Source organism: Vreelandella zhanjiangensis DSM 21076 (assembly GCF_000377665.1).
Lineage (GTDB): Bacteria > Pseudomonadota > Gammaproteobacteria > Pseudomonadales > Halomonadaceae > Vreelandella > Vreelandella zhanjiangensis.
Map to the genome: position 1 here is coordinate 120,719 of NZ_KB898647.1, position 15,735 is coordinate 136,453.

At 58.3% G+C, this 15,735-nt stretch carries 8 protein-coding genes; 3 read left to right on the forward strand and 5 right to left on the reverse strand.

Going from position 1 to position 15,735, the window contains the following annotated elements; genetic code table 11:
• The first annotated feature begins 111 nt into the window (after positions 1–111).
• Positions 112–2,295: an OsmC domain/YcaO domain-containing protein gene (locus tag D467_RS0104805; RefSeq protein WP_018916375.1), complete on the forward strand. Its 2,184-nt coding sequence runs from the start codon at positions 112–114 to the stop codon at positions 2,293–2,295.
• A 48-nt stretch (positions 2,296–2,343) separates the two neighbouring features.
• Positions 2,344–3,549 carry a serine hydrolase domain-containing protein gene (locus D467_RS0104810; protein ID WP_018916376.1) on the forward strand — a complete coding sequence of 402 codons (1,206 nt, stop codon included), beginning with the start codon at positions 2,344–2,346 and terminating at the stop codon, positions 3,547–3,549.
• Between the two features lie 4 nt (positions 3,550–3,553).
• On the opposite strand, the gene D467_RS0104815 is transcribed toward D467_RS0104810, so the two are convergent.
• Positions 3,554–4,783 carry a spore maturation protein gene (locus D467_RS0104815; protein WP_018916377.1) on the reverse strand — a complete coding sequence of 410 codons (1,230 nt, stop codon included), beginning with the start codon at positions 4,781–4,783 and terminating at the stop codon, positions 3,554–3,556.
• Between the two features lie 146 nt (positions 4,784–4,929).
• Between D467_RS0104815 and D467_RS0104820 the strand changes: the two genes are divergently transcribed.
• Positions 4,930–5,523, forward strand: a complete 594-nt coding sequence (locus D467_RS0104820; protein WP_018916378.1) for a GNAT family N-acetyltransferase — start codon at positions 4,930–4,932, stop codon at positions 5,521–5,523.
• Positions 5,524–5,616: 93 nt separating this feature from the next.
• Here the strand turns inward: D467_RS0104820 and glgB are convergent, their stop codons facing one another.
• The 4 genes from glgB to glgX all read right to left on the reverse strand — a co-directional run bounded on the left by glgB (position 5,617) and on the right by glgX (position 15,700).
• Complete coding sequence (glgB, locus tag D467_RS0104825; RefSeq protein WP_018916379.1) at positions 5,617–7,854, reverse strand: 1,4-alpha-glucan branching protein GlgB; 2,238 nt, start codon at positions 7,852–7,854, stop codon at positions 5,617–5,619.
• A complete protein-coding gene (gene treS, locus D467_RS0104830; RefSeq protein WP_018916380.1) occupies positions 7,847–11,200 on the reverse strand; it encodes a maltose alpha-D-glucosyltransferase in 3,354 nt (1,117 codons plus the stop codon). Before treS ends, glgB begins: the two co-directional genes overlap by 8 nt.
• Before the next feature lie 158 nt (positions 11,201–11,358).
• Positions 11,359–13,398 (reverse strand): alpha-1,4-glucan--maltose-1-phosphate maltosyltransferase, encoded by a 2,040-nt coding sequence (locus D467_RS0104835; protein WP_018916381.1) that lies wholly within the window; start codon positions 13,396–13,398, stop codon positions 11,359–11,361.
• Positions 13,399–13,456: 58 nt separating this feature from the next.
• Positions 13,457–15,700, reverse strand: a complete 2,244-nt coding sequence (glgX, locus tag D467_RS0104840; RefSeq protein WP_018916382.1) for a glycogen debranching protein GlgX — start codon at positions 15,698–15,700, stop codon at positions 13,457–13,459.
• Positions 15,701–15,735: the final 35 nt, after the last annotated feature.

The window sequence follows — 15,735 nt, forward strand, 5'->3', positions numbered from 1 at the left end:
TAACGAGACTTACCAAGACGAAGCGGGTCAAAAACTGGATAATGGGCGGCAATTCGCCAAGGGCCCGGTTTTCAACGGCCCAGGCACACTCATTGCTCCGGATGCCCGCTCATGGAAATCAAAGTCAACTATCTCGATAACCTCCGCCTGGAGGCTAAATTCGACGACTTCACCGTTATTTCAGACCAGCCGATTCGCTACAAGGGCGACGGCTCGGCGCCTGGTCCGTTCGACTATTTTCTGGCGTCATCCGCCATGTGCGCGGCCTACTTCGTGAAGGTGTACTGCAACGCGCGGGACATTCCTACCGAGAATATCCGCCTTTCCCAGAACAATATCGTCGACCCGGAAGACCGCTACAAGCAGATCTTCAAGATTCAGGTCGAGCTTCCCGACGATATTTCCGAGAAAGATCGTCAAGGCATCCTGCGCTCGATTGACCGTTGCACGGTCAAGAAGGTCGTTCAAACTGGACCTGAGTTTCAGATCGAGGTCGTCGAGAATATAGATGAGGATTCTCAGGCACTGCTGATGGGCGCGCCGGAAGGCAGCGAGCGCACTTATATCGAGGGGAAGGACTTACCCCTTGAAGATACCATCGCCAATATGAGCGCGCTGCTGGCCGAGCTTGGCATGAAGATCGAGATCGCTTCCTGGCGCAATATCGTGCCCCACGTGTGGTCGCTGCATATTCGCGATGCGGCCTCACCCATGTGCTTTACCAACGGTAAAGGCGCGACCAAGGAGAGTGCACTGTGCTCGGCGCTCGGAGAGTTTATCGAGCGCTTGAGCTGCAACTTCTTCTATAACGACCAGTTCTTTGGTGAAGAAATCGCGGGTAGCGACTTCGTGCACTACCCCAATGAGAAGTGGTTCAAGCCTGGGCCAAACGACGAACTGCCCGAAGAAATCCTCGATGAACACTGCTTGGCCATCTACAACCCGGAAGGCGAGCTTGCAGGCTCCAACCTGATCGATACCAATTCCGGGCGGGAAGACCGCGGGATCGTCTCGCTACCCTTTGTGCGTCAGTCGGATGGCGAGACGGTTTACTTCCCCTCGAATCTGATTGAAAACCTGTTCCTGAGCAATGGCATGAGCGCGGGCAACACGCTGGTGGAAGCCCAAGTGCAGTGCCTGTCGGAAATCTTCGAGCGGGCGGTGAAGCGTGAGATTCTCGAGCAGGAGCTGACCCTGCCGGACGTGCCGCAAGATGTGCTGGCTAAGTACCCCAGCATTGTAGAAGGCATCAAGGCGCTCGAGGCCCAGGGCTTCCCGGTGCTGGTGAAGGATGCCTCCATGGGCGGGCAGTTCCCGGTAATGTGCGTGACGTTGATGAATCCGCGCACCGGCGGCGTGTTCGCCTCCTTCGGCGCCCACCCGAGTTTCGAGGTGGCGCTGGAGCGTAGCCTCACCGAACTTTTACAGGGCCGCAGTTTCGAAGGCTTGAACGACCTGCCGCTGCCCACCTTCAACTCGCAGACGGTGTCCGAGCCCAACAACTTCGTCGAGCACTTCATCGATTCGGTCGGCGTGGTCTCCTGGCGCTTCTTCAGCGCCAAGGCCGATTTCGAGTTCAGCGAGTGGGACTTCTCCGGCACCAACGAAGAAGAGGCCGAAACGCTGTTCGGCATCTTCGAGGAGCTGGGGGCCGAGGTGTACATGTCGGTACACGAAGATCTCGGCGCACCGGTGTGCCGCATTTTGGTGCCGGGTTACTCCGAGGTGTACCCGATCGAGGACCTGATCTGGGACAACACCAATAAAGCACTCGATTACCGCGCGGATATCCTCAACCTGCACAGACTGGAGGATGTCCAGCTGCTCAATCTGGTCGAGCGTCTCGAAGAGAGCCAGATGGACGACCACGCCGATATCATCACGTTGATCGGCATCGAGTTCGATGAAAACACTGTCTGGGGCCAGCTCACCATTCTCGAGCTTAAACTGTTGATCTACCTGGCGCTTGGCCGTCATGAAGAAGCATTGGACTGCGTGCAGATGTTCTTGCAGTACAACGACAACACCGTCGAACGTGGGCTGTTCTACCAGGCGGTAAACGCGGTGCTGGAAATTGCCCTCGACGATGAGCTTGAAATTGACGACTACCTGCCCAACTTCCAACGCATGTTTGGCGAAGAGACCATGGCGGCGGTGGTGGGCTCGGTAGAAGGTACGGTGCGTTTTTACGGACTGACGCCCACTAACATGCAGTTAGAAGGCCTGGAACGTCATCAACGTTTGATTGAAAGCTACAAAAAGCTTCACGCCGCGCGGGCGGCTCGAGCTAAGTAAGTTCGGCGCTTGATCGCGCCTGGTTTTCACTTATTTAATGGGAATGCCATGACTTCGATGACTTATCGCTCGCCCTTGATCGCGGCGGCGCTCACGCTTGTTTCAAGCGCAAGCGCAAGCGCAAGCCTTGCCCAGAGCTCTGAGCAAAGCCAGGCTGAGGTGCGCAAGCTCTATAGCGGTCAAATGATGCCTGACGAACAGGTCGAGCTTTCGCGCCATATCGACCGCCTCTTTCCTACCCGCACGGTCAAAGCGGCAAGTTCCCCGCATGAATTCGGCCAGCGCGATGCCTCGCTCGAGGATTTCTCGCTCACCCATGAAGGCGTGACCTACGATATTTACGACTTCATGGCGCTCAACCGGGTGAGCGGCCTAATGGCGGTGCACGACAACGATGTGGTGTTCGAGCAGTACGCCCTGGGTAACACGGCAGACACGCCCTGGATGTCGATGTCGATCGCCAAGTCGATCTCCTCGACGCTGATTGGTGCAGCACTCAACGACGGCCATATCGAAAGCCTGGATGACGCCGTCAGCAAGTACGTGCCCGAACTCGAGGGCAGCGTCTACGATGACGTTACCGTCGAGCAGATTCTGTTGATGGCCTCTGGCGTTGCCTGGGATGAAACCTATGCCGACCCGGACTCCCAGCGCCGCCAGATGCTCGAAGTGCAGCTTGAGCAGCGCCCCGGCGCTTTGCTTGAGTTTATGGGCGGGCTTGAGCGCGCCGGTAAGCCTGGCGAGGTGTGGAATTACAGCACCGGCGAGACCCAGCTGCTTTCGGCAATCATCAACGGCGCCGTGGGCAAGAGCGCCTCGGAGTACCTGTCCGAGAAGATCTGGTCAGGCTACGGCATGGAAACCGATGCCAAGTGGTGGCTGGATAGCGAGGACGGCCAGGAGATCGGCGGCAGTGGACTATTAATCACGCTCAAAGACTATGCTCGCTTTGGGCAGTTCGTACTGGATGAGTATAACGAGCCCAACGTGCTGCCCGAAGGCTGGGTGGCAGAGTCCGCCCGGCCCCATGAGATCGGCGGTGAGGAGGTCGAGTATGGCTACTCCTGGTGGCCGGAAGGCGAGGGCGCCTTCTCGGCGGTAGGCATCTTTGGTCAGTGGGTGTTCATCGACCCGGACAACGACATGGTGATCGCCATGACTAGCGCCCAGCCCAAGGCCGAAGCCTTCGAAATCGTCCCGATCACCCAGTTCTTCCACGCGTTGAGCGATCATCTGGCGGGTGAAAGTCAGTAAGCGCCTAGCCGAAGAACCAGTAACACACGCCGATTGCCGTGAGGATACCCGCGGCATCGGCGATCAATGCACACCCCAAACCGTGACGAATACGGCTGATGCCCACTGCGCCAAAATAGACCGCCAGCACGTAAAAGGTGGTCTCGGTGCTGCCCTGCAGCGTGGCCGCCAATAGCCCCGGGAAGCTGTCCACGCCGAAGTTGTTCATGGTCTCGATCATCATCGCCCGCGCGCCGCCGCCGGAAAGGGGCTTTATAAACGCGGTAGGCAATGCATCCACAAAGCGCGTGTCCCATCCAAACCCTTCTACCAGCCAGCGCACGCCGGCAAGCCCTGCATCCAGAACGCCGCTGGCGCGTAAGACGCCCACGGCTACCAGCATGGCGATCAGGTAAGGCAGAAGCGTCAGGGTAAAACTCACCCCTTCCTTGGCCCCTTCGATAAAGGCGTCATATACCTTGACGCCCCGCAAGGCGCCCACCACCAAAAACATGATGACAATGCTGAACAGCGTCAGGTTACCCACCAGCGTCGAGGCTGCGGCCAGCGCCTCGGCGGAAAGCCCGGCCAGGGTGGTAATCAGCAGGCCTAGGCCAAGGGCCGCCACGGCAAAGTAGGCAAGCACCGTGGGGTGCCAGAGCTTTAAACGCTGAACCAGAGCGACTGCTAATAACCCCACAAAGCTTGAAGCGCTGGTGGCAAGCAGAATAGGCAAGAACACGAGCGTTGGGTCGGCGGCTCCCTGCTGGGCGCGGTACATGAAAATGGTGACGGGCAAGAGGGTCAGCGATGAGGTATTGAGCACCAGAAACAGGATCTGGGCGTTGCTGGCCGTATCGCGGCTGGGATTAAGCGATTGCAGCGAATGCATCGCCTTGATCCCGATGGGCGTCGCGGCGTTATCCAGCCCCAGAATATTGGCCGCAAAGTTCATGCTGATCAGGCCCATCGACGGGTGGCCTCGGGGCACTTCTGGCATCAACCGGCAAAAAAGCGGGTCCAGCACCCGGCCTAGCAGGCGAATCATGCCTGCCTTTTCGGCAATGGATAAAAACCCCAGCCAAAGCGTCATGGCACCCAGCAACACTAGGATGATATCCACGCTTACCTTGGCCATATCGAAAAGCGACTGCACCAGGCGCGCGAAAACTTCGCCATCTCCACCCACCAGCCACTGCCAGAGCGCGCCGGCAAACGCGGCCATAAAAAAGCTTAACCAGATTCCATTGAGCATGGCGGGTGATGATCCTGAACAGATAAATAAAACGTGGCGGCTATCCTACCTAATTTGTGCCGGTGCCACAGTAGCGGCTTACCAACGGTTAATGCGATGCTAATGGGATTATTGAGCGTTAGGATTACGACAGGGGAACAGTGACGATGTTTATTAAAGAGCAGCAGCTGGAAGGCGAACATATAGTTCTTGAACATTTGCACTCAGGGCACATCGAGCCGCTACAGCAGGCAGTTGCCGAGGGGGAAGCGTGGAAAATCTGGTACGCCAGTGTGCCTCATCCAGATGAAATGGCCGCCTATGTTGAGCGTGCAATGGAAGATGCAAAAACGGGCAATACTGCCTATGCCGTACGCCATAAAATAAGTGGTGATATCGTCGGCACCACGCGGTTTTATCAGATCGATGCCCCTAACCGGCGCGCAATGCTCGGCTATACGTGGTATTCGCAGTCGGTTCGGCGTACGGCCGTGAATACCGAGTGCAAGTTTTTGATGCTGCAGAATCTATTTGAAGCCTCTGAGGCGGTGGCGGTCGAGCTGCGTACACATTTCTTTAACCAGGCATCGCGCCAGGCGATTGAACGTCTAGGGGCCAAACAGGATGGTATTCTGCGTAGCCATCAGGTCATGCGTGACGGTTCGCTACGCGACACCGTGGTGTATTCGATTATTGCCTCGGAATGGCCTGCCGTGCGCATGCATCTAAACAGCAAGCTGGAAAGCTATCGCACACTCTGATCTAAGTCGTAATTTATCCGCGTCTTGAAGAAAAAAGCCCCTGGCACGATAAAGCGTCAGGGGCTTTGGAGCCTTAATTTACAAAGGCTAAGCCTAAAGCGCTCCAGCGGGGCGCAGCAGAAGCACCGCCAGCGGCGGCAGGGTTAGCTCAAGGCTGGCGCTTTGGCCGTGCAGCGGGGCATCTTTGGCGGTGATGCGTCCCATATTTCCCATATTGGAGCCGCCATAGCATTCGGCGTCGCTGTTCAGGCACTCTTCCCAACTGCCCGCCATCGGCACGCCCAGGCGGTACCCCTGGCGGGGAATCGGCGTCATGTTGGCAACCACTAGCAGCGGCTCGCCTGTGGTACTCCAGCGCAGCCAGGCAAATACGCTGTTGGTTTCGTCATTGCCCACCACCCAGGTAAACCCTTGGGGCTCGCTATCGCATTCGTGCAGCGCAGGTAGCTCCTTGTAGCAGCGGTTGAGATCACCCAGCAGCCGTTGAATACCGGCATGGCGGGGCTCGGTAAGCAGTGACCAGTCCAGCTCCCGGTCATGGTTCCACTCACGCCACTGGCCAAACTCGCAGCCCATGAATAAAAGCTTCTTGCCGGGCTGCGACCACATGATGGAAAGGTAGGCGCGCAGGTTGGCAAACTGCTGCCACTCATCACCGGGCATCTTGCCGATCAGCGACCCTTTGCCGTGTACTACCTCGTCGTGGGAAATCGGCAAGACGTAATGCTCGGAAAAGGCATAGACCATGGGGAAGGTCATTTCGTGATGCGAGTAGGCGCGATAGACCGGGTCTTTAGAGATGTACTCCAGCGTGTCGTGCATCCAGCCCATGTTCCACTTATAAGCGAACCCCAACCCGCCTTTCTCGGTCGGCTGGGTAACGCCAGGCCAGGCGGTGGATTCCTCGGCGATGACCACCGTGCCGGGGACTTCCTCGGCGATGACCTCATTGAGGTGGCGCAGAAAATCGATGGTTTCGAGATTCTCCTGGCCGCCGTGGCGGTTGGGGATCCACTCGCCTTCGTTGCGCGAGTAGTTGCGATACAGCATTGAGGCCACGGCATCCACACGCAGGGCATCAATATGGAAATGCTTCAGCCAGTGCAGCGCCGAGGCCAGCATGAAACCGTGCACTTCGCGTCGGCCCAGATTGTAGATATAGGTATTCCAGTCCTGATGAAACCCCTCGAAAGGATGTTCATATTCATACAGGGCGGTGCCGTCAAAGCGGGCAAGGCCATGCGGGTCGGTAGGAAAGTGAGCGGGCACCCAGTCGAGAATCACGCCGAGCCCGGCGCGGTGGCACTCATCGACGAAATAAGCGAAGTCGGCAGGCGTGCCGAAACGCGCGCTGGGGGCAAACTGGCTGAGCGGCTGATAGCCCCAGGAACCGCCGAAAGGGTGCTCCATGATGGGTAAAAGCTCAACGTGGGTGAATCCCATGTCGAGCACATAAGGGATCAGGTGTGTTGCCATATCGCGCCAGCTGTAGAGCTCGCCGTTGTCGCCGCCATGCTTGCGCCACGAGGCAGCATGCACTTCGTAGATACTGATAGGGCGTGATACGGCGTGCGCCTTTCCGCGGCTGGCGATCCACTCATCGTCATGCCAGACAAAGGGCGTGGTATCGGCCACCACCGAGGCGGTGCTGGGCGGTGCTTCGGTCGCCAGGGCGACAGGATCGGCGCGCAGGCCGAGCGTGCCCTGGGGCTCGAGAATCTCGTATTTATACGATTCTCCTGGCCCAAGCCGAGGCACGAACAGCTCCCATACCCCGGCTGGGTGGCGCAGGCGCATGACATGGCGTCGCCCGTCCCAGCTGTTGAAGTTACCGACCACCGATACCCGCCGCGCATTGGGCGCCCAAACGGCGAAGCGCACACCCTGCACGCCTTCCACCGTCATGGGCTGCGCGCCCAGGCAGTGCCCCAGGTTGCGGTGGTTACCTTCGCCGAGCAGGTAAAGATCCATTTCCCCCAGCAGTAAGCCAAAGCTGTAAGGGTCCTCGGTTATCTGTTCGCCCTGGGGCCAACGAATACGCAGCCGGTAAGGGGCGCTGTGAGACAACCGGGCGGCGAATAGCCCGGGAATCTGCATACTCGTCAGGCAGCTGCGTAAGGTATCGTCTTCACGGTCGAGGACATCTACCCCTACGGCGCCGGGCATAAATACCCGCAGGAACGGGCCTTTGGCATCGCTATGCAAGCCGAGCAGCGAGAAGGGGTCACGATGAGTGCCCTGTACCAACGCATTGGCGTCGTCATCGGTCAGCCACAGGGTACGATCCACCGTGAGGCTTGACGTGGGTCTGGTGTGCATCACCTCATTCATGTGGCTCTCCCGGGCTTAGTTGTTCGACAAGTGCTGCCAGACCGCGCAGCGGTACACCCAGCCAAGCGGGGCGATTGGCGGCTTCATAGGCAATTTCGTAGGCGGTCTTTTCGAGCACGAACAGATCGACCGCTGCCGCAGCGCCATTGGCCTGTTTCCATTCGTGAGGAAGGTCCAGGGTGGCCTGCCAGTAGGCATTCAGAAATACCTGGCGCCCTCTAAGCAGGTACTGCTCTACCACATCGTGACTAGTGCGCGTGTGGGTATCCGGGCTTTCGCTGCCACCGGACTGGGCCTCTTCAATCTTGGCATAGGCGTAGTCGAAGGAGCGCAGCATGCCGGCCACATCACGCAGCGGGCTATCCTTGGCGCGCCGCTCTTCAAGGGGGCGGGCGGGCTCGCCTTCAAAGTCGATGATATAGGCATCGTCATGGGCAACCAGCACCTGGCCAAGATGCAGATCGCCGTGGATACGCGTAATGAGGCTACCCTCGGCAAGGTCCGCCATGTATTCAATGGAGGCCAGAAGGGTATCGCGCTGCGCCAGAACGTTAGAGGCAATCTGCTGTTCGGCTTCATCGGCGGCGCCAATGTGGCGTTCAAGTAGCTCCAGCGCTTCTTCAACACGCTGAGTTACACGCTGTTTCCAGTGCGCGACATGGCTGGAGTCGGCTACCTCGGTCATGAACGCCGGTTCATTGCTGGGCATTGCCAGCACCATATGCAGCTCGCCCAGCCGCTGCCCCAGCGTGGCGGCAAACGCTTCCAGCTCTTCAAATGCACCGTAATGGGATTCATCGCGGGCGAACTCGCGGCCCTGATGATCATCCGCCAGCGCTTCACGAATGGCGCGCTCAAGTGTAGCGCGGGTCCATGACCAGGCATCGCCCTGGTTATCGATAAAACCCTGCAAAATCATCAGCGTCTGCGGGGTGCCCTGTTCATCGATCTGAGTTACTTCGCCAAGCAGCGGCGCAGTGTTGATAAAGCCCCGCTCGGTCAGGTAGCGACCGATTTCCGCCTCCGGATGAACGCCTGACTCCAGACGACGAAACAGCTTGAGCACCAACTGATGATTGATCACCACCGAGCTATTGGACTGCTCGGCACCCTGCTGTGCAATTTCAGGATGTTCGGGTAGCGTGAGTTCAATAAGCTCAGGCGTGGGCAGGAAGTGAATGGCGCCTTTCGAGCTTGGCAGCACGATTGCCTGCCGCATGGCGTCAAGAACGGCCAGCGTAAACGCATCTAGGGTGAACGCATCGGTAAGCAGACCCACTTCATGGAAGCGACGTACCCGGGCCATGGCAAGCTGTTGGGCAAGAGGGCTGCTTTGCTCATCCTCACCCAGGAATGCCAGGGGTAACTGGTAACGCTCGCTGCCTTGGGCATGGGTGATTTCCAGCTCGCTGAACAGCAGGGTATGGCCGCTGTGCTCAAGGCTTGCCAGCGAGTTCAGGTGGATATCCTCGATACGTGCCTGCTTGGACGCGAACCAGCGCCGCTTGGGCAAGTAATGGGGCAGCGTTTCATGTTCAAGCAGTTGTCTTGATGAGCCTGCAAAAATCTCCTCAAGGCGCTTTTTGATAATCAAGGTGACGTAATCCGGCATCGGCTCGGGTACCGGCGTATGCCACTCGGGCATGGCGGTTGCCGGGGCCAGCAGGAACCAGAAAAAACCGTAGGGTGGGAGCGTCAGCAGGTAAGGTAGGCTGCCCACCGGCGGAAAAGCACTGCCGCCGACCATTTCTACGGGCACTTTGCCGGCGAACGCCGAAAGATCCAGCTCCACCGCTTGGGCGGTGCTGGCGACGTTCGCCACGCAGAGCAGTGTTTCCGTCTCGCCATTGTCGAGCGTCATCTCGCGCAGGTAAGCCAGAATATGCCGGTTGGCCGGGTAGAGCGGCCGCATGGTGCCGCGACTGAAGGCGCGGTGCTGACTGCGCACGACGAGCAGCCGGCGCTGGTTATTGAGCAGTGAGTGCGGATCGCGCACCTGGGCCTCGACATTGACGGTCTGGTAGCCATACAACGGGTCCATGACCGGTGGCAGAACCAGGCTCGCCGGATCGGCGCGCGAGAAGCCCCCATTACGATCGACCGACCACTGCATAGGGGTGCGTACGCCGTCACGGTCGCCAAGGTAAATATTGTCGCCCATGCCGATCTCGTCGCCGTAATACAGCACCGGCGTGCCCGGCATGGAAAGCAGCAGACTATTGAGCAGTTCGACACGCCGCCGGTCACGCTCCAATAGCGGCGCCAGGCGCCGACGAATACCCAGGTTAATGCGTGCCCGACGATCCGCCGCGTAATGGTTCCACAGATAGTCGCGTTCCTTGTCGGTGACCATTTCAAGCGTCAGCTCGTCATGGTTACGCAAAAAGATCGCCCACTGACAGGTGGCGGGAATTTCCGGTGTCTGGCGCAGAATATCGGTGATCGGGAAGCGGTCTTCCTGGGCGAGTGCCATATACATGCGCGGCATCAGGGGGAAGTGGAACGCCATATGGCACTCGTCGCCATCGCCGAAGTAGGGCCGGGTATCTTCAGGCCACTGGTTGGCTTCGGCAAGCAGCATGCGGTCGGGGTAGCGCTCGTCGAGCACTGCACGGATCTTCTTGAGCACCACGTGGGTTTCGGGCAGGTTCTCGTTATTGGTGCCTTCGCGCTCGACCAGATAGGGAATCGCATCCAGGCGCAGACCATCGACCCCCATATCGAGCCAGTACTCCATGACCTTGATAATTTCATCAAGCACCACGGGGTTATCAAAGTTGAGATCCGGCTGGTGGGAGTAGAAACGGTGCCAGAAGTAAGCGCCTGCCACCGGGTCCCAGGTCCAGTTGGAGGATTCGGTATCCAGAAAGATGATGCGCGTGCCGGTGTACGCCTGGTCGGTATCTGACCAGACATAAAAGTCCCTTTCTGGCGACCCTGCTGGGGCATGTCTGGCGCGTTGAAACCATTCGTGCTGGTCGGAGGTGTGGTTGATGACCAGCTCGGTAATCACGCGCAGTCCACGTTGGTGCGCTTCCTTGATAAAGCGCTTGGCATCCTCCAGCGTGCCGTAGTCGGGGCTGACGCCGGTGTATTCGGCAATATCATAGCCGTCATCGCGACGCGGTGACGGGTAGAAGGGCAATATCCAGATCGTGTTTACGCCGAGGCTGACGATATAGTCGAGCTTCTGGATCAGGCCTTCAAAATCGCCGATGCCGTCGTCGTTGGCATCAAAGAACGACTTCACATGTACCTGGTAAATCACCGCGTCCTTGTACCAGAGCGGATCATCCAGAAAATTCAGGGCCTCGACAGCGTGTGTTTCACTGCTGGCATCCATCATGGGCTTGCTCTCCCTGCTTTGATCGATGTAAACGAATCAACCGGCGCCTTTGAAACAAACGGCCCGCCGTTGAGCACACTAAAAATCATGGTCTTAAAAATATCGTCTTAAAAACCATCGTCTTAAAAACCATCGTCTTAAAAACCATGCCTGACGCATCAGTGAACCGGCTGAATACGCCAGATGGCGAACGGCATGACGGCAGGGTCGAGCCGCACCGTTTGCCATTGGCCCTGCCACGTCCAGCGTCTGCCACTCATCAGGTCCTCCACGTGTAGCGCTGCCTCTTCGGGTAGATCGAACAGTGCCAAAGGCAACTCGAACGCGCCTTCCTGTGGCTCGAAAGGGTCAAGATTAACGGCGACAAGAACCACGTTATCGAGCGACTCGGTGGCCTTGGTAAAGAGCAGCAAACGGTCGTTGTGTACCGTGTGGAAGGTCACGCCCAGGTGGGTATGCAGCGCCGGGTTTTCGCGCCGAAGCCGGTTAAGCTGGGTAATTTCGTAGACGATATTGCCGGGTGCGCTGTAATCACGCGGACGAATCTCGTATTTTTCAGAGTCGAGATACTCCTCCTTGCCCGGCACCGGCGCGCCTTCGCAGAGTTCAAACCCTGAGTACATGCCCCATAAGCCTGAGCCCATCGTGGCAAGTGCTGCGCGAATCAGAAAACCGGCCCGCCCGGAAGACTGTAGAAAGTAGGGGTTGATATCCGGCGTGTTGACGAAGAAGTTCGGCCGGTAACCATCGCGCAGCGGCGCCTCGTTCAACTGGGTGAAATATTCCGTCAGCTCGGCCTTGGTATGGCGCCAGGTAAAATAGGTATAGCTCTGGGTAAAGCCCAGCTTGCCCAGGCGCAGCATCATGGGTGGGCGCGTAAAGGCTTCGGCCAGAAAGATCACATCAGGATCCCGCCTGCGAATATCACCAATCAGCCACTCCCAGAAGGGCAGCGGCTTGGTATGCGGGTTATCGACGCGAAAGATTTTCACGCCTTCATCGACCCAGCCCTGAACCACATCGCGAAGCTCGGTCCACAGTTCAGGAACAGCATCCTGGGCGTAGAAATCGACGTTGACGATATCCTGGTACTTCTTGGGCGGGTTCTCGGCGTAGCGGATCGAACCGTCGGGCCGCCAGGAGAACCAGCCGGGGTGCTCCCTGAGCCACGGGTGATCTGGCGAACACTGGATGGCGAAATCAAGCGCTATCTCCAGGCCATGCTCGCCTGCCACGCGCACCAGCTCGCGGAAATCCTCGCGGGTACCTAGCTCTGGGTGAATAGCCTCGTGCCCACCTTCATCGCTTCCGATCGCGTAGGGGCTGCCGGGATCGTCTGGCCCAGCTTCCAGGCTGTTGTTGGGCCCTTTGCGATGCTTGCGGCCAATCGGGTGAATGGGCGGGAAATAGAGAACGTCAAAGCCCATGTCGCGGATGATGGGTAGCCGCTTGTGAACATCCTTGAATGTGCCGTGACGGTTGGGGTCGTCGGTTTCCGAGCGGGGGAACAGCTCATACCAGCTGGCAAAGCGTGCCTTGAGCCTTTCCACATCTAGAGGATAGGTAACATCGCTTTGCGTGAGGTGCGGCCGTGAGTCCGCTTCGTGCATCAACTGTGCCGTGTCGCTATCCAGCAGCAGCGCAACACGTTCGCCCTCCTGGGGGGCCAGCTGAAACTGTTCATGAAGAGCAACCAGAGCTTCGTTTAGCGCTGCATTGTTGTTTTCAGAAGCGCGCTCAGCGGCGCGTTCGATCAGCTGCCGGCCCTCTTCGAGTTCGAGGCTGATGGGAACGCCTGCCTGGTGCTTCTTGGAAAGCTCATAGCGGTAGGTCGCGTAAATATCCCACCAGGCTTCGATCGTAAACGTGTGGCGGCCCACGCGCGTCGGGGTGAAGCTACCTTCCCAGACATCCAACCCCAAAGGCTTGGCTGGCTGCATGGGCACGCGCTGCTCACGTCCCTCGTCATCTTGCCAGCACACGGCTGCCGCCAGCACATCGTGGCCGTCAGCGAAAATTGTCGCCTTGACCAGTACTGGCTCGTCAATCACCGTCTTAGCTGCAAAGCGTCCGTTATCTAGGGAGGGCATGACGGCTTCAATTGCAATGCGCGGTGCCTGGACAGCCGTCAGAACATCGTTGGGTTCCTGCTCTTGCGCCGGCAGGGCAGGTGAGGCTGGAGTGACAGATGAACTCATTGCATGCTTCTCCTTGCAGCGCAAAAAAGCCCGTAAGCTTAGACGCGCTGCCTCATGGCTAGGTTGCGGCGTTATCAGCCTGCTGCACTTGCTCTAGTTGAACCAGCTCCAGCAGGGCCAGCGAACGGCCTTCCATTACATGCTTCTCTCCAAAAGAACGTTGGACAAAAGAACGTTGGTCAAACGCATGTTGGGAAGAATCTTCCTCAGTGGTCCAACTGGTATCAAGGCGGCATAACCAACCTCCACCGCTGGGTGCTTCAGGTAGGTGAAACGCCACTGAGTCGTGATGAGCGTTAAAAATCAGCAGCAAAGTAACGTCGGCGCCGGCACGGCGTATACCGCTGGGCTGGGCACGGCCGTCCAGCATCAATCCCAGTGTTCGGGCCTCAGAGTCTTCCCAGCGCTCAACGCTCATTTCATTGCCATCCGGGGCCAGCCAGGTCACTTCCTTGAGCCCCATTTCCTCGTTGTATTCACCCGAGAGGAAGCGTCCGCGACGTAGAATGGGGTAGCGCAGCCGCAGCGCCGTCACCCGGCGCACGTACTCGATCATGGCGTGAGCGTTACCATCGAGGTTCCAGTCCAGCCAACTGATCTCGTTGTCCTGACAGTAAGCGTTATTGTTGCCCTGCTGGGTGCGCAGCAGTTCATCGCCCGCCAGCAGCATGGGCGTACCCTGGGAAAACAGCGTAGTGGCGATAAAGTTACGGATCTGGCGTAACCGCAGCGTCTGGATCTCGTCATTGTCGCTATGGCCCTCTTCGCCGTGATTCCACGAAAGGTTGTGGCTGTGGCCATCCTGATTATCTTCGCCGTTTGCCTCGTTATGCTTATCGTTGTAGGCCACTAAATCGTAGAGGGTATAACCGTCGTGGGCGGTAACGAAGTTGACCGACGCAAACGGTCGCCGGCCGCGGCGCTTGAAGAAATCTGCCGAGCCCATGAGCCGGGTGGCCAGGTCTGGCAATTGCCCCTCGTCGCCCCGCCAGAAAGCACGTACGGTATCGCGGAACTGGTCATTCCACTCCGCCCAACCCGGCGGGAAACCACCCACCTGATAGCCGCCGGGGCCGCAGTCCCAGGGTTCGGCAATCAGTTTGACCCGGCTAAGCACTGGGTCCTGGCGGCAGGAATCGAGAAAACCGCCGCCTTCGTCAAAGCCGTGAGGCTCACGCCCAAGGATGGTCGCCAGATCGAAACGGAAGCCGTCAACGCGCATTTCCGTGGCCCAGTAGCGCAGGGAGTCGGTGACCATTTGCAGAACGCGCTGATGGCTCAGGTTCAGGGTGTTGCCGGTGCCTGTGTCGTCGATGTAGTAGCGCGGCTCGTCCGGCATCAGCCGGTAGTAGGAGGCGTTGTCGATCCCCTTGAGGGAGAGCGTCGGGCCGAGCTCGTTACCTTCAGCCGTGTGGTTGTAGACCACGTCAAGAATGACTTCCAGGTCCGCAGCATGATAGCGCGCGACCATCTCCTTGAATTCGTTAACGTTGTCGCCAGATAAATAGCGCGAATGAGGGGCGAAGAAGCCCAGGGTGTTGTAGCCCCAGTAGTTGTGTAGCCCCTGCTCCTGCAGGCGCTGATCGTCGGCAAACGCATGAATGGGTAAAAGCTCCACTGACGACACACCCAGCGAGCGGATGTAGTCGACCACATCGTTGACCATCAGCCCGGCGAAGGTACCGCGTAACGCTTCAGGTACCGACGGATGACGCATGGTATAACCGCGAACATGGGTTTCGTAGACAATGGTCTTGTCCCAGGGGAGCTGTACTCCCCGCGCGCGCCCCCAGGTAAAGGCCGGGTCCACTACTTTGCACTTCGGCATGAACGCTGCACTGTCACGTTCATCGAAACTCAGGTCGCCATCCGGATGGCCAATGGTGTAACCGAATAGCGCCTCGTCCCACTTGATCTCGCCCACGATCTGCTTGGCGTAGGGGTCAAGCAGCAGTTTATTGGGGTTGAAGCGGTGGCCTTTCTCGGGATCATAAGGCCCATGCACGCGATAGCCATAGAGCTGACCAGGCCGCGCGTCTGGAAGGTAGCCGTGCCACACTTCGTCGGTATATTCGGGGAGTTCGATGCGTTCCAGCTCGTGCTCGCCCGTTTCATCAAACAGGCACAGCTCAACCCGGGTAGCATGCGCCGAAAAAAGCGCAAAATTCACCCCCAGGCCATCCCAGTTGGCGCCTAAGGGAAACGACCATCCTTCATGCACGCGTGAGCGCCGCATGACGCTAGGGGCTTCATCGGTCGCAACGGAGTCATCGCCGTCCCGCGTGGTTTGGCTTGTTTGCATCTCATTCATCCTTGAGCCTTTTGAGTGCTCTTATG

Coding starts and splice junctions, on each gene's coding strand:
- D467_RS0104805 (WP_018916375.1), top strand. CDS start 112: ATGGAAATCAAAGTCAACTATCTCGATAACCTCCGCCTGGAGGCTAAA.
- D467_RS0104810 (WP_018916376.1), top strand. CDS start 2,344: ATGACTTCGATGACTTATCGCTCGCCCTTGATCGCGGCGGCGCTCACG.
- D467_RS0104815 (WP_018916377.1), bottom strand. CDS start 4,783: ATGCTCAATGGAATCTGGTTAAGCTTTTTTATGGCCGCGTTTGCCGGC.
- D467_RS0104820 (WP_018916378.1), top strand. CDS start 4,930: ATGTTTATTAAAGAGCAGCAGCTGGAAGGCGAACATATAGTTCTTGAA.
- glgB (WP_018916379.1), bottom strand. CDS start 7,854: ATGAATGAGGTGATGCACACCAGACCCACGTCAAGCCTCACGGTGGAT.
- treS (WP_018916380.1), bottom strand. CDS start 11,200: ATGATGGATGCCAGCAGTGAAACACACGCTGTCGAGGCCCTGAATTTT.
- D467_RS0104835 (WP_018916381.1), bottom strand. CDS start 13,398: ATGAGTTCATCTGTCACTCCAGCCTCACCTGCCCTGCCGGCGCAAGAG.
- glgX (WP_018916382.1), bottom strand. CDS start 15,700: ATGCAAACAAGCCAAACCACGCGGGACGGCGATGACTCCGTTGCGACC.